Consider the following 23,444-nt stretch of genomic DNA (forward strand, 5'->3'; position numbering starts at 1 on the left):
ATTACTGGAAATTGTAGGTCAGCGCAGCCTGCTGAACTAACGGTTACGCAGGCCCCTGCCCGGGACAACACCGGCCAGCAGCTTCACGCTGTACGGATGGTGCCCCATGCCACGACATTGTGGTTGCGGGCCCTTCGAGCGGTGGCTCTGCTGCCCTGCCTGGCCGGCGTCCTACTTGCCGGAGCCGGCCTCCGATGCGGACCCTGTGGCTGTGCTGCCGGAGTGCCCGGCAGCCGTTGCATCCGGTCCGGGCTTGGAGCCCGCCGGTGCAGCCTCGGCTTCTTCCGTGGGGTCGGAAGCACGCCTGGAACCGCTTTGGTTATCAGGGAGATTACCACGCGAATCACTATCTGAGACAACGGCGTCCGGATCACGGACTTCTGTGACTGTCCCGGCATCCGGGCGTTCCGTGCTGTCCCCAACAGGCTCGTGGCCGGGGAGGTAGACGGTGTCGGGGTCCGGCCGGCCCTTGAGGCCCAGCAGGATGAAGGCGATCAGTGCCGCGAGGAATACGAAGATGCTGGTCCACACGTTCAGGCGCGTGGTGATGCCGAAGATGGTGATCTGTTCGGCGTCGTCGATCCGCATCGCTTCGATCCACACGCGGCCCAGCGTGTAGTACATGGCATAGAGCCAGAAGAGCCGGCTGCGGCGGAAGTGGAAGCGCCGGTCCAGGGCAAGCAGGATCAGCACGCCTGCCAGGTTCCACAGCGATTCGTAGAGGAAGGTGGGGTGGAACAGGGTGTCTGCGGGCATGCCGGCCGGGAAGTTGGGGTTGTCGGCGTCGACCTGCAGCCCCCAGGGCAGCGTGGTGGGGCCGCCAAAAAGTTCCTGGTTGAAGTAGTTTCCCCAACGGCCCACCGCCTGGGCCAGGAGCAGCCCGGGCGCAGCCGCGTCCACGAACGCGCTGAGCTTGACCCCGCTGCGGCGGCAGCCGATCCAGGCACCCACGGCGCCCAGGACCACGGCACCCCAGATCCCCAGGCCGCCGCGCCAGATCTGCGGAATCAGGGAGAGGTCTCCGGTGCCGTCGAAGCCGGGGCCGAAGTAGGCGTCCGGGGAGGACACCACGTGGTAGAGCCGGCCGCCGATAATGCCCAGCGGGATGGCCCAGATGACGATGTCCCAGACACTGCCTTCAGGGGCGCCGCGCTTGGCCCAGCGGACGGAGGTCAGCCACAGGCCGACGATGATGCCGGCCAGGATGCACAGGGCGTAGGCGTGGATCCGCAAGGTTCCCCAGGGCAGGGGGATGTCGAAGCCGGACCAGTCCGGGCTGGGGATGCTGGCGGGAACCAGGCCGGGGGCCAGGGCTGCCGCCTGGAGGAATGGCTGCATGGCCTAGGCCCCGGCTTCCTGGGTGCGGCCGGTTTCCGGCACGAGTCCCGTGCTGAGGTCCTTGGTGAGGGCGGCGACGGCGTCTACTCCCCCGTCCCGCAGTGCTGCCACCAGGGCGGTGCCTACGATGACGCCTTCTGCGTAGGCGGCAATTTCGCGGACCTGGTCCGCGGTGGAGACGCCAAGTCCTACGCAGACGTGTTCGGCACCTGCCGCGTGGGCTGCTGCCACAACGTCCTTCGCCGCCGTGCTGACCGATGTCCGGGCGCCGGTGACGCCCATGATGGAGACGGCGTAGACGAAGCCGCGGCTGGCGTCCACGGTGCGCTGCATGCGCTCGGGGGTGGAGGACGGGGCCACGAGGAACACCCGGTCCAGGCCGTACTTGTCCGAGGCGTCCATCCACTCGGCTGCTTCATCAGGGATGAGGTCCGGGGTGATGAGCCCGGCTCCCCCGGCCTCGGCCAGCCGGCGGGAGAATTCGTCCACGCCCATGCGGACCACGGGGTTCCAGTAGGTCATGACCAGGACGGCGGCGTCGGTCCTGCTGGTGATGCCGGCCACGACGTCGAAGACCTGGCTGACATGGAAGCCCTTGGCGAGGGCCTCGGTGGTGGCGGCCTGGATGACCTGGCCGTCCATCACCGGATCCGAGTACGGGATGCCGATCTCGATCAGGTCGGCACCGTTCTCCGCCAGGGCAATGCCGGCGGCGATGGTGTCCTCCACGCTGGGGTAGCCGGCGGGGAGGTAGCCTATGAGGGCGGAGCGTCCCTGCGCCCGGGCCCGGTCAATGGCGGCTGCCGACTTGCTGGTCATCTCTGCGTGGTTCACAGCTGCTCCCCCTCTTTGCCGATTTCGGATTCGGCGGAATTCTTGTCCAACAGGTCAAACCATTCGGCGGCGGTGGCCACGTCCTTGTCCCCGCGCCCGGACAGGTTGACGATGATGATTTTTTCGCCGGCGGTGGCTGGGTCCTCGGCGGCCAGGCGCTGGCCTACCTTGATGGCTCCGGCCAGGGCATGCGAGGACTCGATGGCGGGAATGATGCCCTCGGTGCGGCACAGCAGGCGGAAGGCCTCCATGGCTTCGCTGTCCGTGATGGGCTCGTAGCTCACCCGCCCAATGTCGGACAGGTAGGAGTGCTCCGGGCCGACGCCGGGGTAGTCCAGGCCCGCCGAGATGGAGTGCGACTCAATGGTCTGGCCGTCGTCGTCCTGCATCAGGTAGGACCGTGCGCCGTGGAGGACGCCGGGCTTGCCCAGGCTGATGGTGGCAGCGTGCCGGCCGGTCTCCACGCCGTCGCCGCCCGCCTCAAAGCCGTAGATCTTTACGGAGGGGTCGTCCAGGAACCCGTGGAAGATGCCGATGGCGTTGGAACCGCCGCCGATGCAGGCGCAGACGGCATCCGGGAGGCGTCCTTCCTGCTCCAGGATCTGGGCGCGGGCCTCGTCACCGATGACCTCGTGGAAGTAACGCACCATGGCCGGGAACGGGTGGGCGCCGGCCGCCGTGCCAAGCAGGTAGTGGGTGTTGGCGACGTTGGCCACCCAGTCCCGGAGGGCGTCGTTGATGGCGTCCTTGAGGGTCTGCGAGCCGCTGGTCACCGGGATCACCTTGGCGCCCAGGAGTTCCATCCGGGCGACGTTCAGCGCCTGGCGGCGGCAGTCCTCGGCGCCCATGTAGACCACGCATTCCAGGCCCAGGAGTGCAGCCGCGGTGGCGCTGGCCACGCCGTGCTGGCCCGCGCCGGTTTCGGCGATGATGCGGGTCTTGCCCATGCGCTTGGCGAGCAGCGCCTGGCCCAGGACGTTGTTGATCTTGTGGGACCCGGTGTGGTTGAGGTCCTCGCGTTTGAGGAAGACCCGCACCCCGCCGGCGTGCTGGGAGAACCGCTTGGCCTCGGTCAGCAGGGACGGCCGGCCGGAATAGTTCTTGTTCAGGTCCGCGATCTGTGCGCGGAACTCTGGATCGTCCTTGGCCTTGTTGAAGGTCTCTTCCAGTTCGTCCAGGGCGGCGATCAGCGACTCGGGCATCCATCGGCCGCCGTAGTTGCCGAAGTACGGCCCCGGGGCGTGGCGGAGGGATCCGCCCTGCAGGAATGCTTCCGTAGTGATGTTGTCAGCTTTTCCTGAGGGTGCGTCAGCCATCAGTCCTGTCCTGTTCAGAGTTGGTCGGTCAAAAAGCATGCTGGTCCGGCGGCGCCGGACGATGTTCCTGGGGCCGGCGGCAAGCCGGACCCGCAGGGGTTTGCGTCCAGGTGTGGTCAGGCCCGGGCGGCGATGGCTGCGGCACCTGCCGCAGTGAATTCGGCAATCCGCTCCCGGGGAGTGGCGTGGCTGACCAAAGCCTCGCCCACCAGGATGGCGTTGGCGCCGCTGGCGGCGTAGTGGGTGACGTCGTCGGCGTCGCGGACGCCTGATTCGGCCACCACGACTGCCTCCGCGGGTATCAGCCCTGCCAGGGAGGCAAAGACTGAGCGGTCGACGTCGAGCGTCTTCAAATTGCGAACGTTGACGCCGATGATCCGGGCGTTGGCCGCCACGGCCCGCTCGATTTCCTCTTCGGTGTGGGTCTCCACCAGCACGTTCATGCCAAGCTCGCGGCTGAGGGCGCTGAACTCGGACAGCTGGGCGTCGGAGAGCGCGGCCACGATGAGGAGGATGAGGTCGGCCCCGTGGGCACGGGCCTCCCAGACCTGGTACTCGTCGAGCGTGAAATCCTTGCGCAGCAGCGGGGTGTCGACGGCGGCGCGCACGGCGTCGAGGTCGGCGAGGGAGCCGTTGAAGCGGCGCTGCTCGGTGAGGACGCTGATGACGGAGGCCCCGCCGTCGGCGTATTGCCTGGCGAGGGACGCCGGATCGCCGATGCTGGCGAGGTCGCCCTTGGAGGGGCTGCGGCGCTTGATTTCGGCAATGACTTTCAGCTGTTCCCGGGTTGGGGAGGTTCCGCCAAGGGCCGCCCAGGCGTCGCGGGCAGGCGCGGCGGCCTGGGCACGGTCCTTCAGCTGAGCCAGGGAAACGAGCCGCTTCCTGGCCTCCATATCCTCCCTGACACCGGCGTTGATGTCGTCGAGAACAGTCGCCATCAGTGGCCGGAGTTCTTCAGCTTGCTGCCTTCGACGCCGTAGCCTGCCTTGCGCATGACGTAACCGAGGATCAGGCCGATGACCATGACCACGGCGCCGCCGATGAAGATGGGCGTGCTGGCGATGACGAAGGCGATGGCTGCGATGAGCGCACCGACGAGCATGACGATGACGCAGGTCCAGGCGGCCGGGCTGTTGCCGTGGCCCAGTTCCTGGCTGTGGTCAATGACGCCGGGGGCCACCGTGCGGGTGCCTGACTTGGAAACGGACGCAGGTGCTTTGCTCATGGAAAATCTCCTCAGGGTGGATACTGCTTACATTCTGCCATTTTTTGGCTGCCACCCGCGTATCGGCGGGCGTCGGCGCCCGGACCGCGGCGGCAGCCCCTGGCCTTAGGTCGGGTCCTCGCCGCGCGACAGCCGGTCCCAGCTGTCGATTTCATCCACCGGGCCCACTGGTGCCGCGGCCCCCGCGGTGGCGGGTGCGTCATATTTCGTCCGCGATTTCCAGTAACGGGATGCGGGCACGATCAGCAGGGCGGCCAGCACCAGCAGGCAGCCGGCGACGACGGCGAGCACCGGGAAGGCGGTGAGTTCAACGTGCGCCTGGCTTCCGGAGACACCCGTGGCGGCTGCGATGCTCCCCTGTGCCGCCGCCAGCGGATCGGCGAGGACAGTGGCCGCAGCGGCTGCCACGCCGGCGGAGGCAAGGACGATGATGGCGGTGATGACCCACCGGGCGATCCTGCCGGCAATGGCTGCGGCCAGGCCGCCGGCCAGCGCTACAAGGGCCAGTGCCGTGACGGTGGTGGCCGCCTTGCTGCCCTGGACCTGGATGGCATTCTGGGCGGCGCCGGCCTGGCCCACCTGGTTGGGGTCCAGGGTGGCACTCATCCACGTCTGGGTCGTGGTCCCGAAGGCAGCCAGGGCCAGGAGGGTGATCAGCATGACCAGCGTCGACTTGCGCGCCCACACCGGCACCGGCCTTCTCTTCCCGGCCTTTCCGGGGCGGTCAGCAGCGGTACCCGGATCCGCCATCAGGACTCCGTCCCGCCGGGGAGGGATTCCGCGGAAATGTTGTGCAGCGACCCGGCCGTGTGCACGGCGCGCAGCGGGGCGGCGGCCTTGTTGACGGTTTCGAGGGCCTCGGTGGGGTTTACGGAGTCGGCAACGATGCCGCCGCCGGCCTGCACGTAGGCGCGGCCTTCCCGGATCAGGGCGGACCGGATGGCAATGGCCATGTCCATGTCGCCGGCGAAGTCGAGGTAGCCCACCACGCCGCCGTAGATGCCGCGGCGGTGGGGTTCCAGCTCGTCGAGGAGGCGCAGTGCCCTGGGCTTGGGCGCCCCGGACAGGGTGCCGGCCGGGAAGGTGGCCTTGAGTACGTCATAGGCCTTGGCCTTCGGTGCCAGCCGGCCCACCACGGTGGACACCAGGTGCATGATGTGGCTGAAGCGCTCCACCTCCATGAACTGGGTGACGTCCACGGTGCCGGCCACGCAGACCTTCGAGAGGTCGTTGCGGGACAGGTCCACCAGCATGAGGTGCTCGGCGCGTTCCTTCTGGTCCGCGAGGAGCTCCTCGGCGAGGGCCTTGTCCGCCTCCACCGTCTTGCCACGCGGCCTGGAGCCGGCGATCGGGTGGGTGATGACTTCCCCGCCCGTGACCGTCACCAGTGCTTCCGGAGAGGACCCCACGATGGAGTACTCGCGGCCTTCGGCGTCGGCCAGGCTGAAGATGTACATGTAGGGGCTGGGGTTGGTGTTCCGCAGCACCCGGTACACGTCCAGCGCGGACGCCTGGCATTCCATCTCGAAACGGCGCGAAATCACCACCTGGAAGACCTCGCCGTCCACAATGGCTTCCTTGCCGCGGTCCAGCGCCGCAAGGTATTCGGCCTCGTCCCACCGCTCCTGGACGCTGGAGGCGAAGTCCAGGGCGGCAGGAGCCAGGACGGAGACGGGCTGCACCACCGGTGCGCTGATCTTCGCCAGGAGTTCCTTGACGCGTGCCACGGCGTCGTGCCAGGCCTCGTCCACCCGCTCGGAGCTGTTGTCGAAGTTGATGGCGTTGGCAATCAGCAGGACTGTGCCGTCCACGTTGTCATGCACTGCCATGTCGGTGACCAGGTTCAGCGCCATCTCGGGCAGTTGCAGGTCGTCCTCGGGCGGGCTGACCAGCCGTTCCCAGTGCCGGACGGTTTCCCAGCCGAGGAAGCCGACCAGGCCGGAGGTGAAGGGCGGCAGCCCGTCGAAGCGGTCGGTGCGCAGGGCGTCGATGGTGTCCCGGACGGCGTCGACGGGGCTGCCGCTGACCGGTACGCCTGCGGGCGGTTCACCGAGCCAGTGCGCCTGGCCGTCCTTCGTGGTCAAGGTGGCACGCGACCTGGCCCCAATGAAGGAATAGCGGGACCAGGCTCCGCCCACAGCCGCGGATTCCATCAAGAAGGTGCCGGGTTGGCCCTGGGCCAGCTTCCGGTAGAGGCCGATGGGGGTTTCGGCGTCGGCGAGGACCTTGAGCCGGACAGGAATGACGCGGCTGTGGCCGGCAAGTTCCCGGAATTCCTCGAGGCTTGGGCTGATGGTTCCAAGGTCCTGCATGGCTATGCTTGTCCGCCTGTTCTTCGAAAGGGGCCCGCGTTGGGAGCGCCTGGAGTGTGCTTGCTGGGTGGCGCGGCCGGGTATGCGGCTGCGCTGCCGGCGCCTGCCGGTCAGCCTGCCTGGCCGGCCACTACGTCGAGGGCCCGGCCGTCAAAGCAGGTGCGGGTGCCGGTGTGGCAGGCGGCACCCACCTGGTCGACGCGCACCAGCAGTGCGTCGCCGTCGCAGTCCATCGCCACGGATTTAACCCACTGCACGTGGCCCGAGGTGTCACCCTTGCGCCAGTACTCCTGCCGCGAGCGGGAGTAGAAGGTCACCCGTCCGGTGGTCATGGTGCGGTGCAGGGCCTCGTCATCCATCCAGCCCAGCATGAGCACCTCGTTGGTGTCGTACTGCTGCACCACTGCGGCCACCAACCCCGCGGCGTCGCGCTTGAGCGCCGCGGCAAGCCCTTCCGGAAGCGGGCTGGCGGGGGGTGCGGCCGGGGCGGATCCTGCGGACGGCGCCACGGCTGACGGCACGGGCGCGGACGCGGCTGTTCCTGCGGTTGGGACGGGGGTTGGCTGCTCAGACATCGGATCAAGTCTAGTGCCTTCACGGGCACGTTCTCCTGTTGTGAACAACGGCACGCCACCGGGTACCGCCGTGCTGCCCAACTGCGCAGCTCTCGTGCTAGTTTTCCAAGTGATGCATTTCGTCGAACCGTCCCGAGAAGTCCTGGCCGAAACCCTGCTTGCGGCGGGCCCTGATGCGCCCACGCTGTGCAAGGGCTGGCGTACCAGGGACCTTGCCGCGCACCTTTACCTGCGGGAGCGCAAGGCCGCCGTCGGGCTCGGTTTGATCATCAAGCGCCTGGCCAAGGCATCGGACCAGGCGACCGCCAAGCTCGCGGCCAAGCTGACCAGCACCGAGGACTATGCCCGGCTGGTGAACACCTTCCGCGCGGGTCCGCCGGCGCTTTCCCCGATGAGCATCAAGGCGCTGGACGAAAGCGCCAACCTGATCGAGTACTTCGTCCATACCGAAGACGTGCGCCGCGCCGTGGACCGCTGGGCGCCCAGGGCCCTGGACGAGGCCTACTCGGATGCACTCTGGGATGAACTGGTCAAGCGTGCCGCCATCCTGTACCGCGGCGTGGACCTTGGCATTGTGCTGGTCCGGCCGTCCGGTCCGCGCCACGTTGCCAAGCGCGCACCCGTGTCCGTGGCGATTGTCGGGGAGCCGGGCGAACTGCTGATGCACGCCCACGGCCGGACCCGCCACGCCCTGGTCACCTTCGAAGGCCAGCCCGACGCCGTCGCCCTCCTGCAGTCAGCCGAAGTCGGGCTCTAGTCCCCACCACCGGAGATTGAGCCTGTCGAAATCCAGCGTCGACAGGCTCACCCACTGCTACCTGACTTCGAAGCCCGCGTCCCGGATGGCGTCCTTGACCAGGTGCATCATGTTGTCCGGCCCCCAGTGGAAGATGGAGGCGGCCAGCACCGCGTCAGCGCCGGCTGCGACCGCCGGCGGGAAGTGCGCCGGCTCCCCCGCACCGCCGGAGGCGATGATCGGGACCCTGACGGCGGCACGGACCAGTTTGATCAGTTCGAGGTCGAAGCCGTCCTTGGTGCCGTCGGCGTCGATGGAGTTCAGCAGGATCTCGCCCACGCCCCGGTCAGCTGCTTCCTTTGCCCACTCGATGGCGTCGATGCCGGTTCCGGTGCGGCCGCCATGCGTGGTCACTTCGAAGCCCGACGGCGTGGGCTTCGATCCCGGGCGGGTGCGGCGGGCGTCGACGGACAGGACGAGTACCTGGGAGCCGAAGTGCCGGGTGATCTCGTCGATGACGTCGGGGCGGGCCACGGCAGCGGTGTTGATGGAGGCCTTGTCCGCGCCGTAGCGCAGGAGTTTGTCCACCTCGGCCACGCCGCGGACACCGCCGCCCACCGTCAGGGGGATGAAGACTTCCTCGGCGGTGCGGCGGACCACGTCAAAGGTGGTCTCCCGGTTGCCGGAGGAGGCCGTGACGTCAAGGAATGTCAGTTCGTCGGCGCCGGCGTTGTCATAGCGGTGGGCAAGCTCCACGGGGTCGCCGGCGTCGCGGAGGCCCTCAAAGTTGACGCCCTTGACGACGCGTCCGGCGTCAACATCAAGGCAGGGAATGACCCGTACTGCTACTGCCATGGGAACTCCTGGAATTCTGTGGTGCTCTGGTGGGGGCCGGTATCAGATGCGGCAGGCGTGGATGCTGCTGACCAGGATGGCGCGGGCGCCGAGGTCGTAGAGCTCATCCATGATCCGGTTGGTTTCCTTCTTGGGCACCATGGACCGGACCGCCACCCAGTCGGAGTCGCGCAGCGGCGAGACGGTGGGCGATTCGAGTCCGGGGGTCAGGCCGGCCGCCTTCTCCACGAGCTCCTTGCGGATGTCGTAGTCCATCAGCACGTACTGCCGGGCCACGAGGACTCCCTGGAGGCGCCGGATGAGGACCTCGATTTCCTTGGCCGTGCCGTTGGCCGCGCCACCGTTGCCGGTGCGCCGGATCAGGACGGCCTCGGACTTCAGGATGGGGTCTCCGAAGATTTCCATGCCGGCGGCCTTGAGGGTGTTGCCGGTTTCGACGACATCGGCAATGGCGTCGGCGACGCCGAGCCGGACCGAGGATTCCACGGCACCGTCGAGCCTGACCACCTTGGCGTTGATGCCCCGTTCGGCCAGGTAGTTGCGCAGCAGGCCGTCGTAGCTGGTGGCGAGGCGTTTGCCGTCAAGTTCGGCGGCGGAGCTGAAGTCGCCCACCGGCCCTGCAAAGCGGAAGGTGGAGGCGGCAAACCCCAGTGGAAGCAGCTCTTCTGCTTCCACCTCGGCGTCCAGCAGGAGGTCCCGGCCGGTGATGCCGACGTCGAGCGTTCCCTGGCCCACGTACACGGCGATGTCACGGGGACGGAGGAAGAAGAACTCGATGTCGTTGTCGGGGTCCACCATCACCAGCTCGCGGCTGTCGCGCCGCTGGCGGTATCCGGCTTCGGAGAGCATGGCGGAGGCGGCTTCGGACAGGGAGCCCTTGTTGGGGACAGCTACTCGCAGCATGGGGAATTCTTTCTGGGGTGGAAGGTCTTGGTCTCGTCAGGCAGTGCAGGCCACGGCGGGCACGGCGGCAAATGCGCCGGCCGGTGGCTACAGATGCTTGTAGACGTCTTCCAGGGTCAGGCCTTTGGCGAGCATCAGAACCTGCAGGTGGTACAAAAGCTGGGAAATTTCCTCTGCCGCGGCTTCATCGGATTCATATTCGGCAGCCATCCATACTTCGGCTGCTTCCTCAACGACTTTTTTGCCGATGCCGTGAACACCGGACTCCAATTCTGCGACGGTGCGGGAGCCTTCCGGACGGGTGGCTGCCTTCTCGCTGAGCTCAGCGAACAGCGTCTCGAAATTCTTCACGCCCTCCAGCCTACTTGGTGCGGCCGCGGCGGCGCTTCCCGGGCCGTTGCATGACGGGCGCGATGTGAGCGAATACACACCGCGCCCGTGCAGCGCAGCGGTGCCTAGCTGCGGTACTGCTTGAGGACGACGGCGGTGGTCAGCGCTGCGGTGACGGCTTCGTGGCCCTTGTCTTCCTTGGATCCGGGCAGGCCGGCGCGGTCGAGGCCCTGCTGTTCGGTGTCGCAGGTGAGCACACCGAAGCCGACCGGCACGCCGGTGGAGACGCTGACGTCGGTCAGGCCCGACGTCGCAGCCTGGCAGACGTAGTCGAAGTGCGGGGTTCCGCCACGGATCACGACGCCGAGGGCCACCACGGCGTCGAAGTGCGGTGCCAGCCGCGCGGCGGCCACCGGCAGCTCAAAGCTGCCGGGTACCCGAAGGACGGTGGGCTCCGCGATGCCGGCGTCCTTGGCAGCCCGGAGGGCGCCGTCCAGGAGCCCGTCCATGATCTGGGTGTGCCAGCTGGCTGCAACGATCGCCAGCTTCAGCTGCGAGGTTTCCGCCGGGTTGAGGGTGCTGAGGTCGATGTCGGGCGCGCCGTGTCCGCTCATGTGATCTTGGTTCCGTTCGTTCTGTGGAAGTTCAGTCTTGTTCGTGGTCGTAAAGGGCTTCAGCTGCGGTGACAGTCACGGGAGTGATGTGCGTGTCCAGCAGCAGCCGGTGTTCCATGCGGTCCTTCTTGGTCCGCAGGTAACGTATGTTCTGCTCGCGGGACGGGACCTCGGTGGGCACCATCTCCACGACCTTCACCCCTGCCTTGGCCAGCCTGTTCTGCTTGTCCGGATTGTTGCTGAGCAGCCGGACCTCGTGCAGCCCCATTTCCGCGAGGATCTGGGCGGCGGCCTTGTAGCAGCGGGCATCGACGGGCAGGCCCAGCTGTTCGTTGGCCTCTACCGTGTCAAAGCCCGCCTCCTGGAGCGCATAGGCCTTGATCTTGTTGGCCAGGCCGATCCCGCGGCCCTCCTGGCCGCGCAGGTAGAGCAGGGTGCCGCCGTTGTCGCGGATCAGTTCCAGCGCGTAGGCGAGCTGTTCGCCGCAGTCGCACCGGTACGACCCAAAGACATCGCCGGTCAGGCACTCGGAGTGGAGGCGCACCAGGGGTGCTTTTCCGTCGGTGGGCGCGGCGGGGGAACTGACGGCCAGATGTTCCACGCCGGTGACCAGGTCCGTCCATGCCTGCGCCACGAAATCGCCGAAGGCGGTGGGCAACTGCACGACCGGTCCGCCGCTGACGGGATGGGGTGCCTCGCCGGATACACCTTTGTGTCCCACGGGGCCCTCCTGGTGGCTGTCGTCGCTGGCTGCGGCTGCCGTCATCGTTTCTCCTTTTCTTCGCCCGGTGTTACCCGGGCATCCTCACCCTGGGCTCCCCCGGCCCCGGCTTCAAGATACGCCACCAGGTCCTCAATGGAGATCAGGGGGCACCCATGTTCAGCTGCGAACGAACGGAGCCCGTCGAGGCGCATCATCTCGCCATCGTCGTACACCACTTCCGCGATGACGCCGACAGGTTCCAGTCCAGCGAGGCGGCACAGGTCCACGGCGGCTTCGGTGTGGCCCTGGCGTTCCCGCACACCACCATCAACGGCACGCAACGGGAAAATATGCCCCGGCCGGGTGATCGAGGCCGGTGAGGCGTGCGGATCGGCCAGGATGCGGGCCGTGAGTGCCCGGTCCGTGGCCGAGATGCCCGTGCTCACGCCGGTGGCGGCGTCACAGGACACGGTGTAGGCGGTGCCTTTGGCGTCCTCGTTGACCGCGGTCATGGGAGGCAGTGCCAGGGCGTCGGCCCGGTCCCCCGTCAGGGGCACGCAAATGACGCCGGAGCTGTACCGGATGGTCCAGCCCATGAGTGCCGGCGTGGCGTGCTGGGCGGCGAAAATGATGTCACCTTCGTTTTCGCGGTCCTCGTTGTCGACCACGAGCACGGGCCGGCCGGCGGCCAGGGCACGCACCGCGTCCCCGATCGGGTCCAGCCCCCTGGCGGGCACGGTTCCGTGTCCCTCAGCAACCAGGGCAGCCGTGGCGGGATCTGCTGCGGCGGGTTCCAGGCGCACGGCTGCGTTCACAGCGCACCTCCCGCACGTGCTGCTTCGCCGGTGCCGGTTGCCGCGCCGTCGGTCCGGAAGGCCAGCAGCCGTTCGGTGTACTTGGCCAGGACGTCCACTTCCAGGTTCACCCTGCTTCCGGTGGTTTTAGTCCCCAGGCCGGTCTCGGCCAGGGTGGTGGGGATGAGCCCGACTTCAAACCAGGGCTCTGCCTCCGCGGCGGGGCTGACAGCCGTCACGGTGAGGGAGACCCCGTCGATGGCGATGGAGCCCTTCTCGGCGATGTACCGGGCCAGGTTCGCGGGGACACCGAAGCGCAGCCGCTCCCAGTTCCCCTGCGGCTCCCGTTCCAGCAGGACACCAACGCCGTCGACATGGCCCTGCACCACGTGGCCGTCGAGGCGGCCGCCGGCCGGCACGCAGCGCTCCAGGTTGACGGAGTCTCCTGCGGCGAGTTCGCCGATGGTGCTGCGGACCAGGGTCTCGCCCATGACGTCCACGCTGAAGTCCTGGCCGTCGATGGCGGTTGCCGTGAGGCACACGCCGTTCACGGCGATCGAACCGCCCAATGCCAGGCCCCCGGTGGAGGAGGGTGCGTGCAGCCGGACGGTGGCGCTGGTGTTCCCGTCACGCTCCACGGACAGCACCCGCCCCTGTTCGGCAATAATTCCGGTGAACATCAGTAGCCTCCCTGGGCTTGTTCCGCAGTGTCGCGGGTTGGTGGGTGGTCGAGTGCAACTCTGCGTTGCGGTCTGAGGTGAAGCCGTAGGTCCCTGCCCAGCGTCCGGACCGCGCCGCCGTCGGACGCATCCCATTCCCACTGCTGGGCGTCCGGAAGGCTGGTGATCCCCAGTCCGTTCAGGGCAGGCGTTCCGGATCCCAGCAGGGTGGGGGCCAGGTACACGATGAGTTCGTCCACCAGGCCCGCCGACAGGAAAGCGCTGAGGATCCGTGAGCCGCCCTCCACCATGACGTGCCGGATGCCGGATTCGTACAGCAGGGTCAGGGCTTCGCGGGGATCGCGGGTTGGAAGGTGGACGGCCAGCCCGTCGTCGCCAAGGATTGCGGCGTCAGCGGGCACGTCGCGGAGCCCCATGACCGCCCGGACGGGCTGCTTGGGCGCCGGCTGGCCGGATGAATCGCGGGCGGTGAGGCGGGGGTTGTCCACCAGGACGGTCTGCGTTCCCACCAGGATGGCATCGATGCGGCCGCGGATTCCGTGGTTGTCCGCCAGCGACTCCGGGCTGGAAATCCACTGGCTGGTACCGTCTTCGGCGGCAATCCGGGCATCCAGGGTCTGGGCGATGTGGAGCGTAACGAAGGGGCGCTTGGCGGCCACTGCCTCAAACCACTGCCGGTTCAGGTCCAGGGACTCCTCGGCGGCAAGGCCGCTGCGGACGCGGACCCCGGCGGCACGCAGGGTGGCGGCGCCGCCGGCAGCGGGGTCATGGGGGTCGTCGACGGCGTACACCACATCGGTGATCCCGGCGCCGATGATGGCTTCCGTGCAGGGTCCGGTGCGGCCCACATGGTTGCACGGCTCCAGCGTGACCACCATGGTGCAGCCGGAGAGGTCGAGTCCCGCGTCAGCGGCCTGGGTGATGGCGTCGGCTTCGGCGTGGGCGGTGCCGGCACCCCGGTGGTAGCCCGTGACCACATGCCGGCCCCCGGAGTCGATCACGACGGCGCCCACCAGCGGATTCGCTCCCCGCGGCCCTTTGAGGGCGGCCTGCAGGGCCAGGCCCATGGCCTGGGTTTCCCCGGAAGTGAAAGCGGTGACCACCCCGTCGGCGGGCTGGAGCTCCACACGCGCCGTCATGCGGCGGACCTGGTGGTGGTGCCTGCCATGGACGTGGCAGGAGTAGTGGCATCAAAGAGCCATCGCTGGGGGTTCATCCCTGTCGTTCCTTCCCTCTCGAACCGCGATGGCTCCGGGGATTTACGACAGCAGAACGCTGCGGGACCGTAGGGTCCGCAGATACAGCTGTACGTGCTTCTCTCATCCAGACTTTAACTGTCGGTACCGGAATTCCACCGGTTCAACCGTCCGCCGACGGTTCCTTGGGGAACCACCGGCTCGCGGGTCGCGGACTGTCACCGCCGGTTCGGACTTACACCGACCCCGGAGCACGTATGTGTGTTGTTATTGTGCCACAACCGGCCGGCGCTTCCGGTTATTCCGTCGCCGGGCGTAATGCCCGGCGGCCTTTTTCACGCAACAGGTCGATGGCCGCGGCGGGATCGTCGGCACCATAGACAGCGGAGCCGGCAACGAAGACATTGGCGCCGGCTTCGGCGGCGCGGGCGATGGTGTCTTCACTGATGCCGCCATCAACCTGGATGGCGAGCCCCAGTCCGGAACCTTCGACGGCGGCCCGGGCGCGGCGGATCTTGGGCAGGGTGACGTCCAGGAACGCCTGACCGCCAAAACCGGGTTCCACCGTCATGATCAGCAGCATGTCCAGCTCAGGCAGCATGTCCAGGTACGGTTCCACGGGTGTGGCGGGGCGCAGCGCCATTCCCGCTTTCGATCCCCTGCTGCGCAGTTCGCGGGCCAGCTTAATGGGCGCTATCGATGCCTCTGCGTGGAACGTCACCGAGGCCAGGCCGGCGTCAGCGAACCCGGGTGCCCACCGGTCGGCGTCGGAAATCATTAGGTGGGCGTCGAGCGGAACCGGGCTGACCGCCTGGATGCGCTGGACGACGGGCAGCCCGAGGGTCAGGTTGGGGACGAAGTGGTTGTCCATGACGTCCACGTGCACGGCGTCGGCGTTGCTGATCCGTTGCAGTTCGGCTTCAAGGTTGACGAAGTCGGCGGAGAGGATGCTCGGGTTGATGCAGCATTGCGTCACGTGGTGTGCCTTTCGCTGAAGGTGCATGGGTCAGGCCTTCTTCCGGATGAGGGCCAGGAACATGGCATCAGTGTGATGGATATGCGGCCAGAGCTGTGCTGTCAGTTCGTGGCCGGCACCGAGGTTTCCGGTCAGGCTCACGGCGTCGAGGGCTGCGCCGGCGTCGAGGAGTTCAAGGTCGGTGCGTTTCCGGAGGACATCCGCCACTACCGCCGTGGTTTCGGCCGGATGCGGTGAACAGGTGACATAGGCTACAACTCCCCCGGGCCGGACAGCCGCCAGGGCGGAGGACAGCAGTTCACGCTGCAGCGGGCCCAGATCGGTGATGTCCTTGGGAGAGCGCCGCCACCGGGACTCAGGCCGGCGCCGAAGAGCTCCAAGGCCAGTGCACGGGACGTCCACCAGGACCCGGCTGAACCGTTCCGGCTGCTCGGCGCCCACTTCGCGGCCGTCACCCGTACGGACCTGCCAGCTGTCATGCGGGACGGCGGACAGTGCCTGGCTGACGAGTTTGGCCCGGTGGGGGGCCGGTTCGTTCGCCAGGAGCGTCGCGCCGCGCTGGTGCGCCAAGGCACCAAGGAGCGCAGCCTTACCGCCGGGGCCGGCACAGAGATCCAGCCACGCTTCACCGCCGGAGCCGGCGGCAGGGAGATCTGTACCTGAGAGCTCTGCAGCGGGGAGCTCCACGGCAGCAAGGGCCCTTGCCACGAGCTGGGAACCGACGTCCTGCACGCGGGTGGTGCCGGCCCGCACGGACGCCAGCCGGCCGAGGTCTCCACCGCTGGACAACGCGGAACCTTCCACCAGTTCGCCCGGCGTGGCCCCGTTGTCCAAGGCCTCCTCCAGGCTGCCCAGGCCGGGCAGGGCCACAAGGTTGACCACGGGCGCGGCGTTATCCGCTTCGAGCAGGTCGTTGATCTCGGCCGCTGACCGGCCGTGTGCGACCAGCGACTGCCGCATGGCCCGGACAATCCATTCTGGATGCGCGTACCTCAGCGACGCGATTTTGGTTTCGTCGGTCTCGCCGGCCACCAGCAGGTCCAGCCACTCGTCAAGGGAGTGGGCGGTGACTTTGCGGAGGACAGCGTTGATCAGGGCCGACGGACCCGCCCCGATGACGGCCCGGGCCAGCCCCACCGTCTGGTCCAGCGCAGCGTGGGCCGGGACGCGCATGGCGAGCAGCTGGTGGGCGCCGATGCGCAGGGCATCGAGGATCGCGGGGTCGAGCTGGGCCAGCGGCCGGTCCACGCAGCGCGCCAGGATGGCGTCATAAGTGCCCTGGCCGCGCAGGGCGCCGTAGCTTAGTTCCGTGGCGAAGCCGGCATCCCGTTTGTCCAGGCGGTGATGGCGGATCCGCGCCGGCAGCACCAGGTTGGCGTAGGCGTCTTCCTCCGCCACGGCGCGCAGCACTTCGAAGGCCACGAGGCGGGCGGGATCGGCACGCCTGGTCCGCTGCGACGGCGCCTGCTCCGTAAAGCTCCGTTGCGGGCCCCGGTTGCGTTCGCGTCCCTTGGCATTGCGGTTACTGGAATCCCGTGGTCCGCCCCTGCCGCGGCCGCTGCCGGCAGCTCCCCCGCCGCCCGGACCGCTCTTTCCTGCGCTGCCGCGTCCCCCGGCACTTCCACGCCCGCCTGCGTTGCCGCCGGACCCGCTCATTCGAACACCACGCTCTCCAGTGAAGCCATGCCGCGCGCCCAGTCGGCGGCGGCCATCATCTTTTTACCGGCGGGCTGGATCCGGGTGAGTTCCACCGCATGCGATCCAGTCCCAACCAGCACAACTTTCCCCTGCAGGGCCACCGCTCCCGGCGCGAGGCCCGACACCTCCGGCCGGAGCCGGACAGGTTCGAGCTTGACCCGCTGCCCGTCCAGCACGGTCCAGGCACCCGGCTCGGGAGTGACGCCGCGTGCCTGCCTGCTGATGGCCAGGGCAGGATGGGACCAATTGAGGTGGCCGTCCTCCAGCGTCAGTTTCGGTGCGAGCGAGACGTCACCCGCCTGAGGCTGCGGGGCCGCTTTTCCGGCGTCGATGGCCGACAGTGTTTGCGCCAGCAGCACGGCGCCGCTGTGGGACAGCCGCTCGAGGAGATCACCGGCCGTGTCCTGGGGCCGCACCGATTCGGTCAAGGTGCCAAACACCGGTCCGGTGTCCAGGCCTTCCTCCAGCTGGAAGGTGACAGCACCGGTGATCTCATCGCCGGCCATGACGGCCCGCTGCACAGGCGCGGCTCCGCGCCAGGCAGGCAGCAGGGAGAAGTGGAGGTTGACCCAGCCGTGCCGTGGGATGGCCAGGGCGGGCGGGGGAACCAGTCCGCCGTACGCCACGATGGCCGCCACGTCCGGCTGTACCGCGGAAATTTTGTCAATGGCTTCAGCGTCAACCCGTGCGGCGTGGATGACGTCAATGCCCAGTTCCGCAGCCCGCTGCGCAACGGGCGACGGCGTCAGCACCCGTTTGCGCCCAATCGGCGCGTCGGGACGCGTCAGGACGGCAACGACGTCGAACCCGGCCTTGATGAGTGCGTCCAGTGACGGCACTGCAACGGCGGGCGTGCCCGCAAAGAGGACCCTCACCCGGCCGCACCAAAGCTGGAGCCGGGGGCGCTGGTCCCGCCGAAGCTTGCCCCGCCGAAACTCGACCCGACGCTCTTGGCGCGCTTGGCCGTAGTGCGTCCGGCGACGGCGTCGTAGTTGGCGTTGCGGATGGAGCGCAGGGCGGCCTTCCGGTCTTCACCCTCGAGCCGGTCGGTGTAGAGGATGCCGTCCAGGTGGTCGTTTTCATGCTGGAAGCACCGCGCCAGCATGCCCTCCCCTTCAAGGGAGACAGGGTTGCCGTGCATGTCCACGCCGGTGACCCGGGTGGACCGGAAGCGGCGGACCGGGAAACCGAGGCCGGGAATGGAGAGGCAGCCTTCCACGTGGTCCTGCTGGTAGTCATCGCTGTTTTCGAGCACAGGATTGATGATGTGCCCCTCGACCCCGTCAATGCGGTAAGTGAAGACACGCTTGCTGACGCCGACCTGCGGAGCGGCGAGCCCCGCGCCGTCCACGTCTTCCATGGTCTCGGTCATGTCGGCGACCAGTTTGGCAAGCTCGGGTCCGAAATCCGTCACGGGATCGGCAACTGTGCGCAGCACAGGATCACCGATGATGCGGATATTCAGAATAGCCATGCGCTCTAAGTCCTCACGGTTGGCGGTAAAGGGAACCTGTCCAGTTTAGGTGCACTCTCCTGCGGCGGGCCCCGCTACGCCGTGCGGGCCTGGGCCAGCGGCGGCGGGGCGATGGGCAGCAGGGCCGTGCCGGCACTGACGGTGTCGGCCGAGAGTTCCCAGACCCGGCGAAGGGCGCAGAACTTCCACCAATGGTGCTTGAGGACTTCGGGGTTGGCGCGGACCGGGCGGACTTCCGTCTCGCCGATGGCAACGGCCAGCAGCACGGGGTTGTCCCCGTACTTCCAGGGCTCCCAGGTGCCGGCCTCCGGGTCCACGAGGCTTTCTTCCGCCTTCATGCCGGCCACCAACTGCATCACCACTTTGTCGTCCAATGGCTTGACCAGCCCGTCCCGGGTGGTGCCCTTGGTCTTGTAGTCGATGAGGCAAACGCGCCCGTTGATCCGGGCGACGAGGTCCAGCGTCCCGGCATACCCCACGGAATTGTTCCAGACAGTGATTTCGGGCGCGATGGGCTCCACCCGGAAGAGCTCCCACCATTCGTCGAAACGGACGGCGAAGGCTTCCTCCCCGTTGGCGGCCAGCGCCTCGCGGGCCTCTTTCATTGCGTGCGGGCGTCCCAGCGCCCGGAGTGCCACCTGCTCGCAGTAGTAGTGGACACGGTCCCCGCGCCTGGCGGCGTCATCCCGGTAGGTTTCGGCGGCCTTGGCCGCACGGTTGATGGCCTGCTTGATCTTCGCCGGGCTGCCCAGGCAATCCGCCAGCAGTGGGTCGTTGGCCAGGCTGCTGGCACCCATGTAGCCGAACCAGCCGTCCAGGCCGTGCGGCTGCTGGCTGATCACCGTGGTGATGGACGGAACCGAGAACTGTTCGGACGTTGACCGTGCATACATGCGGCCGTATTCAGTGGCGTGGGCGAGAAGCGGATCAGTCATGGAAAAGACTCTTTCACAGGGGGCCGACAAAAGCTCCGGGGGCGGGAGCCGCACACAAAAAAGGCCCGTTCCCGCTGCTGATGAGCGGAAACGGACCTCTGCGGTGGGCGATACTGGGTTCGAACCAGTGACCTCTTCGGTGTGAACGAAGCGCGCTACCACTGCGCCAATCGCCCCGATGCATTTGAATGCTAGCCCACCATCGGCGCTTTTCAAAAATCGTGGTTCGGGTCCGGCCTGCAGCCCTTTGCAGAGGGGTGTGCACCCTTCCCGCCGAAGGCTTCAAAGCGCTCTTAGGCACTAAGCGCGCCCGGGCCGCCGTCGTAAATTACATGCCTGTAAGTCCCAAAATCCGCGCCAACACAAGGAAGCAGACGGAGTGCCGGCCTGCGGGACAGCGTCGATTTGGAGAATCCCGCAACCTCCTATATTGTTTTTACTCGTTGGAACGCGAGGAAATGCCGGAAACGGCAGGAATCAGACCTCCAAAATGCGGACGTAGCTCAGCTGGTAGAGCACCACCTTGCCAAGGTGGATGTCGCGAGTTCGAATCTCGTCGTCCGCTCGCAGGACACTGTCACAGCTAATATTCCCCGGAATTGACGCTAACACGGTGGGTTGGCCGAGAGGCGAGGCAGCGGCCTGCAAAGCCGTATACACGGGTTCGAATCCCGTACCCACCTCGGTGAAAACCATGGTTTCCGGATTTTCGGATTCAATGGGCGATTGGCGCAGCGGTAGCGCGCTTCCCTGACACGGAAGAGGTCACTGGTTCGATCCCAGTATCGCCCACTGGCAAGGCAACTTGCCCGCAGTACCACCGGTTTACCGGTTCATCCTGCACACGCGGACGTAGCTCAGCTGGTAGAGCACCACCTTGCCAAGGTGGATGTCGCGAGTTCGAATCTCGTCGTCCGCTCTCTTACATCCCACAGCCGGTCTTCCGGTTCGGGGCGATTGGCGCAGCGGTAGCGCGCTTCCCTGACACGGAAGAGGTCACTGGTTCGATCCCAGTATCGCCCACCATCCACAGCAGCTCCCCGGAGCTGCTTTTTTCGTCTCCCCTTATCCGCTGCGGGCGAATTCCCTTGGCACACCTCCAGGCCACCGCTAGGATCGAAGGCGCGAGGAGCGACCTGGCTCCGCGATCGAAGGGAGGTGCTCGTGGGTTTGATTGACGATCTAAAGGGCAAGGCTCAGGGTCTCATCCGCGGCAACGAGCAGGCCATCAAGGACGGCATCACCAAGGCCGGCGATTTCGTCGACACCAGGACCGGCGGCAAGTACGCAGGCCACGTCGACAAGATCCAGGATGGCGCTTCCAAGCTCATTGACAAGAACGGAACCCCGGGACAGGCACCCGCCGCCGGACAGGTTCCGCCTGCAGCTCCTGAAAATCCGGTTCCGCCGGTAGACAGGGCTCCGTAAAGGATTTGGCCAGGGCCTTGCCCGGCACGTCAACGGGGCGCGGGTCCCGCCGTGAGGCGGCACCCGCGCCTTTGGCGTTTAACCAGCGTCTTGGCAGCCGCGATTGCGGGTTCCCCAAGCCCCGCCGGTAACCTGCCGGTATGCCCAAGTCACCAGCGCCCGACCAGACAACACAGGCCGGACGGACCCGGATCGATTCCAGGCCCGTGGTGGCCGGAATCGTCACCGCACTGGTTGGGTTCACTTCTTCCTTTGCCGTCGTCCTGGCCGGGCTCAAAGCAGTAGGAGCCAACCCCGCCCAGGCCGCGTCCGGGCTGCTGGCCTTGACGCTCGCCGTCGGGCTCGGCGTCCTGGTGCTCTCGTGGCGCTCCAGGGTACCGGTGACACTGGCGTGGTCCACCCCGGGTGCGGCGCTGCTGGCTGCCTCGGTGGTGCCCGACGGCGGCTGGCCGGCCGCCGTCGGCGCCTTCATTGCCGCCGGGCTGCTGCTGGCCCTGACCGGGATGGTGCCGGCGCTCGGCCGGCTGATGGCCCGCATTCCGTCGTCCCTGGCCCAGGCGATGCTGGCCGGGGTCCTGCTGCAGCTGTGCCTTGCGCCGTTCAAGGCCCTCGGCACGGTGCCCGTTTTCGTGGCACCGGTGATTATCTGCTGGCTGGCGATGATGAAGTTTGCTCCCCGGTGGTCGGTGCCCGCCGCCCTGCTCGTGGCGCTGGGGGTCATTGGCGTCGCGCTGGCTTTGGTTGGCACAGCCGTTGAGCCGGCCGCGATGGTGCCCGCTCTGTCCTGGACCACTCCCGCGTTCAGCCCGCAGGCACTGGCAGGCATTGCCATCCCGTTGTTCGTGGTGACCATGGCGTCGCAGAACGTCCCGGGAGTGGCCGTCCTCCGGTCGTTTGGCTACAGCACGCCATGGCGCCCGGCGATGCTCGTGACCGGAGCGGGAACTGTGGCGGGTGCCCCTTTCGGCGGACATGCGATCAACCTCGCGGCCCTGAGTGCGGCCTTGGCGGCAGGCGAGGAGGCAGGCAGCGACCGGGACAGGCGCTGGCTGGCCGGGTTCGTGTCGGGCCTGGCCTACCTGGTGCTGGCGGCGTTTTCCGCAGGGCTGGTGGCCGTGGTGAACCAGGCGCCGCCCGGGATGCTGGAGGCCGTGGCAGGCCTGGCCCTGCTGGGAACGCTCGCCTCGGCCGTTTCCGCTGCCCTGGCCGATCCCGAAGACAGGATTGCCCCGGCGGTCACGTTCCTGATGGCCGCCTCGGGGCTGGCCTTCGCCGGAATCGGCTCCGCCTTCTGGGCACTCCTGGCCGGGCTTGTGGTGCGGTGGGCACTGCAGCCCCGGCCCGGCGTCCGGCCCGGGAAGCCGTCCGCCTAGGAGGGTTCGTGGTTCTGGCCCTCGCGGGCCAGGGCGGTGAGGCGGGACACGGCACGGAAGTACTTCTTCATGTACCCGCCGGTCATCATTTCCTCGGTGAACAGCTGGTCGAAGGGGACGCCGCTGGCAAGGATGGGTACGTCCTTGTCGTAGAGCCTGTCCGCCAGGACCACGAAACGCAGGGCCACGGCCTGTTCCCTGATGGTTTCCACGTTGCGCCAGACCACGCCGTCGATGCCGTCGATCAGCTGCCGGTAGCGGCTGGGGTGCACGCCGGCGAGGTGGTGGATGAGGGTGGAGAACTCGTCCTGCGCCACCGTCTTGCCGTCAAACTCGGCCTTCATGTGGGCGTTGAGTTCACTGTTCCGCAGCGGGGCCGGGGCCGCCGGGAGGCCGCGGTGCCGGTAGTCCTCGCCGTCGATGCGGATGACGTCGAACTGGTCCGCCAGCACCTGGATCTCGCGCTGGAAGTCGACGGCGGCGAACCGCCCCTCCCCCAGCGACCCCGGCAGGGTGTTGGAGGTGGCGGCCAGCTTGACGCCGGCGTCGGACAGTTCGCGCATGAGCCGCGACATCAGGACCGTGTCGCCCGGGTCGTCCAGTTCGAATTCGTCAATGCACACCAGCTTGTAGCTGCTCAGGGCCTCCACCGTCTTACGGAAGGACAGGGCGCCGACCAGGTTGGTGTATTCCACGAAGGTGCCGAAGGCCTTGGGGCCCGGCGATGCGTGCCACAGGGACGCCAGCAGGTGCGTCTTGCCCACGCCGAAGCCGCCGTCCAGGTAAATGCCGGCCCGGGACTCGTCCTTCTTGCCGAACAGCTTCTTGAAGAGGCCGCCCCCGTTGCCGGAGTTCACGCCGTCGGCAAATCCCTCCAGTGCCCGCACCGCCGCGGCCTGGCTGGGCTGCCGGGGGTCCGGCCGGTAGCTCGAAAAGGAGACCTCCCCGAACCGGGGCGACGGGTAGAAGCCCTTGAGGAGCTCGTCCACCGAAACTGCCGGGGTGCGGGCGGCAAGCTGTTCGATCTGTACCAAGGTGGTCCGTTCTGCTGGTGGTTGGTCCCCAGAAAGGATACCGGCAATGCCGGCCGCGCCCGGGCTTGCCGGCTGCCACGCACCGCGCGGCGTGAGCAAGGCAACATTTCTCCCT

General features: G+C 67.6%; 25 protein-coding genes, 6 tRNA genes and 1 riboswitch. Of the genes, 8 read left to right on the forward strand and 23 right to left on the reverse strand.

The features are described 5' to 3' along the window. Positions 1-171: 171 nt before the first annotated feature. The 8 genes from lgt to hisI all read right to left on the reverse strand — a co-directional run bounded on the left by lgt (position 172) and on the right by hisI (position 7,600). Positions 172-1,338, reverse strand: a complete 1,167-nt coding sequence (gene lgt / locus PUN71_RS07125) for a prolipoprotein diacylglyceryl transferase (protein WP_277797855.1) — start codon at positions 1,336-1,338, stop codon at positions 172-174. A 3-nt stretch (positions 1,339-1,341) separates the two neighbouring features. After that, entirely contained in the window at positions 1,342-2,157 is an 816-nt protein-coding gene (gene trpA, locus PUN71_RS07130) for a tryptophan synthase subunit alpha (protein ID WP_277797927.1), read from the reverse strand. Positions 2,158-2,168: 11 nt separating this feature from the next. Continuing rightward, on the reverse strand, positions 2,169-3,488 hold the full coding sequence (gene trpB, locus PUN71_RS07135; protein WP_043449553.1) for a tryptophan synthase subunit beta: 1,320 nt from the start codon (positions 3,486-3,488) through the stop codon (positions 2,169-2,171). A gap of 116 nt (positions 3,489-3,604) precedes the next feature. Further along, on the reverse strand, positions 3,605-4,426 hold the full coding sequence (gene trpC / locus PUN71_RS07140) for an indole-3-glycerol phosphate synthase TrpC (RefSeq protein ID WP_277797856.1): 822 nt from the start codon (positions 4,424-4,426) through the stop codon (positions 3,605-3,607). Then, positions 4,426-4,713 carry an HGxxPAAW family protein gene (locus PUN71_RS07145; RefSeq protein ID WP_043449549.1) on the reverse strand — a complete coding sequence of 96 codons (288 nt, stop codon included), beginning with the start codon at positions 4,711-4,713 and terminating at the stop codon, positions 4,426-4,428. The genes trpC and PUN71_RS07145 overlap by 1 nt, the downstream gene beginning before the upstream one ends. Before the next feature lie 105 nt (positions 4,714-4,818). Beyond that, positions 4,819-5,463 carry a Trp biosynthesis-associated membrane protein gene (locus PUN71_RS07150; RefSeq protein WP_277797857.1) on the reverse strand — a complete coding sequence of 215 codons (645 nt, stop codon included), beginning with the start codon at positions 5,461-5,463 and terminating at the stop codon, positions 4,819-4,821. After that, the gene (locus tag PUN71_RS07155; RefSeq protein ID WP_043449545.1) at positions 5,463-7,025 is read right to left on the reverse strand and encodes an anthranilate synthase component I; all 1,563 of its coding nucleotides are present in this window, start codon (positions 7,023-7,025) and stop codon (positions 5,463-5,465) included. Before PUN71_RS07155 ends, PUN71_RS07150 begins: the two co-directional genes overlap by 1 nt. 110 nt (positions 7,026-7,135) lie before the next feature. Continuing rightward, a complete protein-coding gene (gene hisI, locus PUN71_RS07160; protein ID WP_277797858.1) occupies positions 7,136-7,600 on the reverse strand; it encodes a phosphoribosyl-AMP cyclohydrolase in 465 nt (154 codons plus the stop codon). Positions 7,601-7,712: 112 nt separating this feature from the next. On the opposite strand from hisI, the gene PUN71_RS07165 reads away from it, so the two are divergent. Then, positions 7,713-8,357, forward strand: a complete 645-nt coding sequence (locus tag PUN71_RS07165) for a TIGR03085 family metal-binding protein (RefSeq protein WP_043449543.1) — start codon at positions 7,713-7,715, stop codon at positions 8,355-8,357. Between the two features lie 57 nt (positions 8,358-8,414). Here PUN71_RS07165 and hisF read toward each other — a convergent pair whose 3' ends face one another. The 14 genes from hisF to PUN71_RS07235 form a co-directional block, all read right to left on the reverse strand. Then, on the reverse strand, positions 8,415-9,191 hold the full coding sequence (gene hisF, locus PUN71_RS07170; protein WP_277797859.1) for an imidazole glycerol phosphate synthase subunit HisF: 777 nt from the start codon (positions 9,189-9,191) through the stop codon (positions 8,415-8,417). 42 nt (positions 9,192-9,233) lie between these two features. Next, complete coding sequence (gene hisG / locus PUN71_RS07175) at positions 9,234-10,094, reverse strand: ATP phosphoribosyltransferase (RefSeq protein WP_277797860.1); 861 nt, start codon at positions 10,092-10,094, stop codon at positions 9,234-9,236. 87 nt (positions 10,095-10,181) lie between these two features. Next, positions 10,182-10,445, reverse strand: a complete 264-nt coding sequence (locus PUN71_RS07180; RefSeq protein WP_009358176.1) for a phosphoribosyl-ATP diphosphatase — start codon at positions 10,443-10,445, stop codon at positions 10,182-10,184. A gap of 104 nt (positions 10,446-10,549) precedes the next feature. Next, entirely contained in the window at positions 10,550-11,038 is a 489-nt protein-coding gene (gene ribH / locus PUN71_RS07185) for a 6,7-dimethyl-8-ribityllumazine synthase (protein WP_277797861.1), read from the reverse strand. Between the two features lie 31 nt (positions 11,039-11,069). Next, positions 11,070-11,804: a GTP cyclohydrolase II gene (gene ribA / locus PUN71_RS07190; RefSeq protein WP_043449534.1), complete on the reverse strand. Its 735-nt coding sequence runs from the start codon at positions 11,802-11,804 to the stop codon at positions 11,070-11,072. Then, positions 11,801-12,556 carry a 3,4-dihydroxy-2-butanone-4-phosphate synthase gene (gene ribB, locus PUN71_RS07195; RefSeq protein ID WP_502860208.1) on the reverse strand — a complete coding sequence of 252 codons (756 nt, stop codon included), beginning with the start codon at positions 12,554-12,556 and terminating at the stop codon, positions 11,801-11,803. The genes ribA and ribB overlap by 4 nt, the downstream gene beginning before the upstream one ends. After that, positions 12,553-13,215 carry a riboflavin synthase gene (locus PUN71_RS07200; protein ID WP_277797862.1) on the reverse strand — a complete coding sequence of 221 codons (663 nt, stop codon included), beginning with the start codon at positions 13,213-13,215 and terminating at the stop codon, positions 12,553-12,555. Before PUN71_RS07200 ends, ribB begins: the two co-directional genes overlap by 4 nt. Next, complete coding sequence (ribD, locus tag PUN71_RS07205; RefSeq protein WP_277797863.1) at positions 13,215-14,354, reverse strand: bifunctional diaminohydroxyphosphoribosylaminopyrimidine deaminase/5-amino-6-(5-phosphoribosylamino)uracil reductase RibD; 1,140 nt, start codon at positions 14,352-14,354, stop codon at positions 13,215-13,217. Before ribD ends, PUN71_RS07200 begins: the two co-directional genes overlap by 1 nt. 167 nt (positions 14,355-14,521) lie before the next feature. Then, positions 14,522-14,670: riboswitch (FMN riboswitch) on the reverse strand. Between the two features lie 39 nt (positions 14,671-14,709). After that, positions 14,710-15,387, reverse strand: a complete 678-nt coding sequence (rpe, locus tag PUN71_RS07210) for a ribulose-phosphate 3-epimerase (protein WP_277797929.1) — start codon at positions 15,385-15,387, stop codon at positions 14,710-14,712. Between the two features lie 30 nt (positions 15,388-15,417). Further along, a complete protein-coding gene (locus PUN71_RS07215) occupies positions 15,418-17,043 on the reverse strand; it encodes an RsmB/NOP family class I SAM-dependent RNA methyltransferase (protein ID WP_277797864.1) in 1,626 nt (541 codons plus the stop codon). After that, positions 17,040-17,960 (reverse strand): methionyl-tRNA formyltransferase, encoded by a 921-nt coding sequence (gene fmt / locus PUN71_RS07220; protein WP_043449526.1) that lies wholly within the window; start codon positions 17,958-17,960, stop codon positions 17,040-17,042. The genes PUN71_RS07215 and fmt overlap by 4 nt, the downstream gene beginning before the upstream one ends. Next, positions 17,957-18,559: a peptide deformylase gene (gene def / locus PUN71_RS07225; protein ID WP_043449524.1), complete on the reverse strand. Its 603-nt coding sequence runs from the start codon at positions 18,557-18,559 to the stop codon at positions 17,957-17,959. Before def ends, fmt begins: the two co-directional genes overlap by 4 nt. A gap of 74 nt (positions 18,560-18,633) precedes the next feature. Beyond that, positions 18,634-19,494, reverse strand: coding sequence for a cytochrome (locus tag PUN71_RS07230; protein ID WP_277797865.1), 861 nt, complete (start codon positions 19,492-19,494; stop codon positions 18,634-18,636). 104 nt (positions 19,495-19,598) lie between these two features. Beyond that, positions 19,599-19,670 (reverse strand) — tRNA-Val (locus tag PUN71_RS07235). 316 nt (positions 19,671-19,986) lie between these two features. Between PUN71_RS07235 and PUN71_RS07240 the strand changes: the two genes are divergently transcribed. From PUN71_RS07240 to PUN71_RS07270, 7 genes are all read left to right on the forward strand, one after another. After that, positions 19,987-20,059, forward strand: a tRNA-Gly gene (locus PUN71_RS07240). Between the two features lie 47 nt (positions 20,060-20,106). After that, positions 20,107-20,177: transfer RNA gene (locus tag PUN71_RS07245), tRNA-Cys, on the forward strand. 37 nt (positions 20,178-20,214) lie between these two features. Further along, positions 20,215-20,286, forward strand: a tRNA-Val gene (locus PUN71_RS07250). Between the two features lie 54 nt (positions 20,287-20,340). Then, positions 20,341-20,413, forward strand: a tRNA-Gly gene (locus PUN71_RS07255). Positions 20,414-20,445: 32 nt separating this feature from the next. Continuing rightward, positions 20,446-20,520: transfer RNA gene (locus PUN71_RS07260), tRNA-Val, on the forward strand. 138 nt (positions 20,521-20,658) lie between these two features. Beyond that, a complete protein-coding gene (locus PUN71_RS07265) occupies positions 20,659-20,922 on the forward strand; it encodes an antitoxin (RefSeq protein WP_043449520.1) in 264 nt (87 codons plus the stop codon). Between the two features lie 140 nt (positions 20,923-21,062). Next, complete coding sequence (locus PUN71_RS07270; protein WP_277797866.1) at positions 21,063-22,295, forward strand: benzoate/H(+) symporter BenE family transporter; 1,233 nt, start codon at positions 21,063-21,065, stop codon at positions 22,293-22,295. Here PUN71_RS07270 and zapE read toward each other — a convergent pair. Beyond that, complete coding sequence (gene zapE / locus PUN71_RS07275; protein WP_277797867.1) at positions 22,292-23,329, reverse strand: cell division protein ZapE; 1,038 nt, start codon at positions 23,327-23,329, stop codon at positions 22,292-22,294. The two genes, PUN71_RS07270 and zapE, sit on opposite strands and share 4 nt — an antisense overlap. Positions 23,330-23,444: the final 115 nt, after the last annotated feature.

It is taken from the genome of Arthrobacter sp. NQ7 (genome assembly GCF_029581595.2).
GTDB lineage: Bacteria > Actinomycetota > Actinomycetes > Actinomycetales > Micrococcaceae > Arthrobacter > Arthrobacter phenanthrenivorans_B.

What these genes read in the sequence shown, in the direction of transcription:
- def (WP_043449524.1), bottom strand. Translation starts at nt 18,559, where the DNA reads ATGGCTATTCTGAATATCCGCATCATCGGTGATCCTGTGCTGCGCACA.
- PUN71_RS07200 (WP_277797862.1), bottom strand. Translation starts at nt 13,215, where the DNA reads ATGTTCACCGGAATTATTGCCGAACAGGGGCGGGTGCTGTCCGTGGAG.
- PUN71_RS07150 (WP_277797857.1), bottom strand. Translation starts at nt 5,463, where the DNA reads ATGGCGGATCCGGGTACCGCTGCTGACCGCCCCGGAAAGGCCGGGAAG.
- trpB (WP_043449553.1), bottom strand. Translation starts at nt 3,488, where the DNA reads ATGGCTGACGCACCCTCAGGAAAAGCTGACAACATCACTACGGAAGCA.
- ribH (WP_277797861.1), bottom strand. Translation starts at nt 11,038, where the DNA reads ATGAGCGGACACGGCGCGCCCGACATCGACCTCAGCACCCTCAACCCG.
- hisF (WP_277797859.1), bottom strand. Translation starts at nt 9,191, where the DNA reads ATGGCAGTAGCAGTACGGGTCATTCCCTGCCTTGATGTTGACGCCGGA.
- trpC (WP_277797856.1), bottom strand. Translation starts at nt 4,426, where the DNA reads ATGGCGACTGTTCTCGACGACATCAACGCCGGTGTCAGGGAGGATATG.
- ribD (WP_277797863.1), bottom strand. Translation starts at nt 14,354, where the DNA reads ATGACGGCGCGTGTGGAGCTCCAGCCCGCCGACGGGGTGGTCACCGCT.
- trpA (WP_277797927.1), bottom strand. Translation starts at nt 2,157, where the DNA reads ATGACCAGCAAGTCGGCAGCCGCCATTGACCGGGCCCGGGCGCAGGGA.
- PUN71_RS07155 (WP_043449545.1), bottom strand. Translation starts at nt 7,025, where the DNA reads ATGCAGGACCTTGGAACCATCAGCCCAAGCCTCGAGGAATTCCGGGAA.
- hisG (WP_277797860.1), bottom strand. Translation starts at nt 10,094, where the DNA reads ATGCTGCGAGTAGCTGTCCCCAACAAGGGCTCCCTGTCCGAAGCCGCC.
- lgt (WP_277797855.1), bottom strand. Translation starts at nt 1,338, where the DNA reads ATGCAGCCATTCCTCCAGGCGGCAGCCCTGGCCCCCGGCCTGGTTCCC.
- PUN71_RS07165 (WP_043449543.1), top strand. Translation starts at nt 7,713, where the DNA reads ATGCATTTCGTCGAACCGTCCCGAGAAGTCCTGGCCGAAACCCTGCTT.
- hisI (WP_277797858.1), bottom strand. Translation starts at nt 7,600, where the DNA reads ATGTCTGAGCAGCCAACCCCCGTCCCAACCGCAGGAACAGCCGCGTCC.
- PUN71_RS07230 (WP_277797865.1), bottom strand. Translation starts at nt 19,494, where the DNA reads ATGACTGATCCGCTTCTCGCCCACGCCACTGAATACGGCCGCATGTAT.
- PUN71_RS07145 (WP_043449549.1), bottom strand. Translation starts at nt 4,713, where the DNA reads ATGAGCAAAGCACCTGCGTCCGTTTCCAAGTCAGGCACCCGCACGGTG.
- PUN71_RS07215 (WP_277797864.1), bottom strand. Translation starts at nt 17,043, where the DNA reads ATGAGCGGGTCCGGCGGCAACGCAGGCGGGCGTGGAAGTGCCGGGGGA.
- PUN71_RS07270 (WP_277797866.1), top strand. Translation starts at nt 21,063, where the DNA reads ATGCCCAAGTCACCAGCGCCCGACCAGACAACACAGGCCGGACGGACC.
- ribA (WP_043449534.1), bottom strand. Translation starts at nt 11,804, where the DNA reads ATGACGGCAGCCGCAGCCAGCGACGACAGCCACCAGGAGGGCCCCGTG.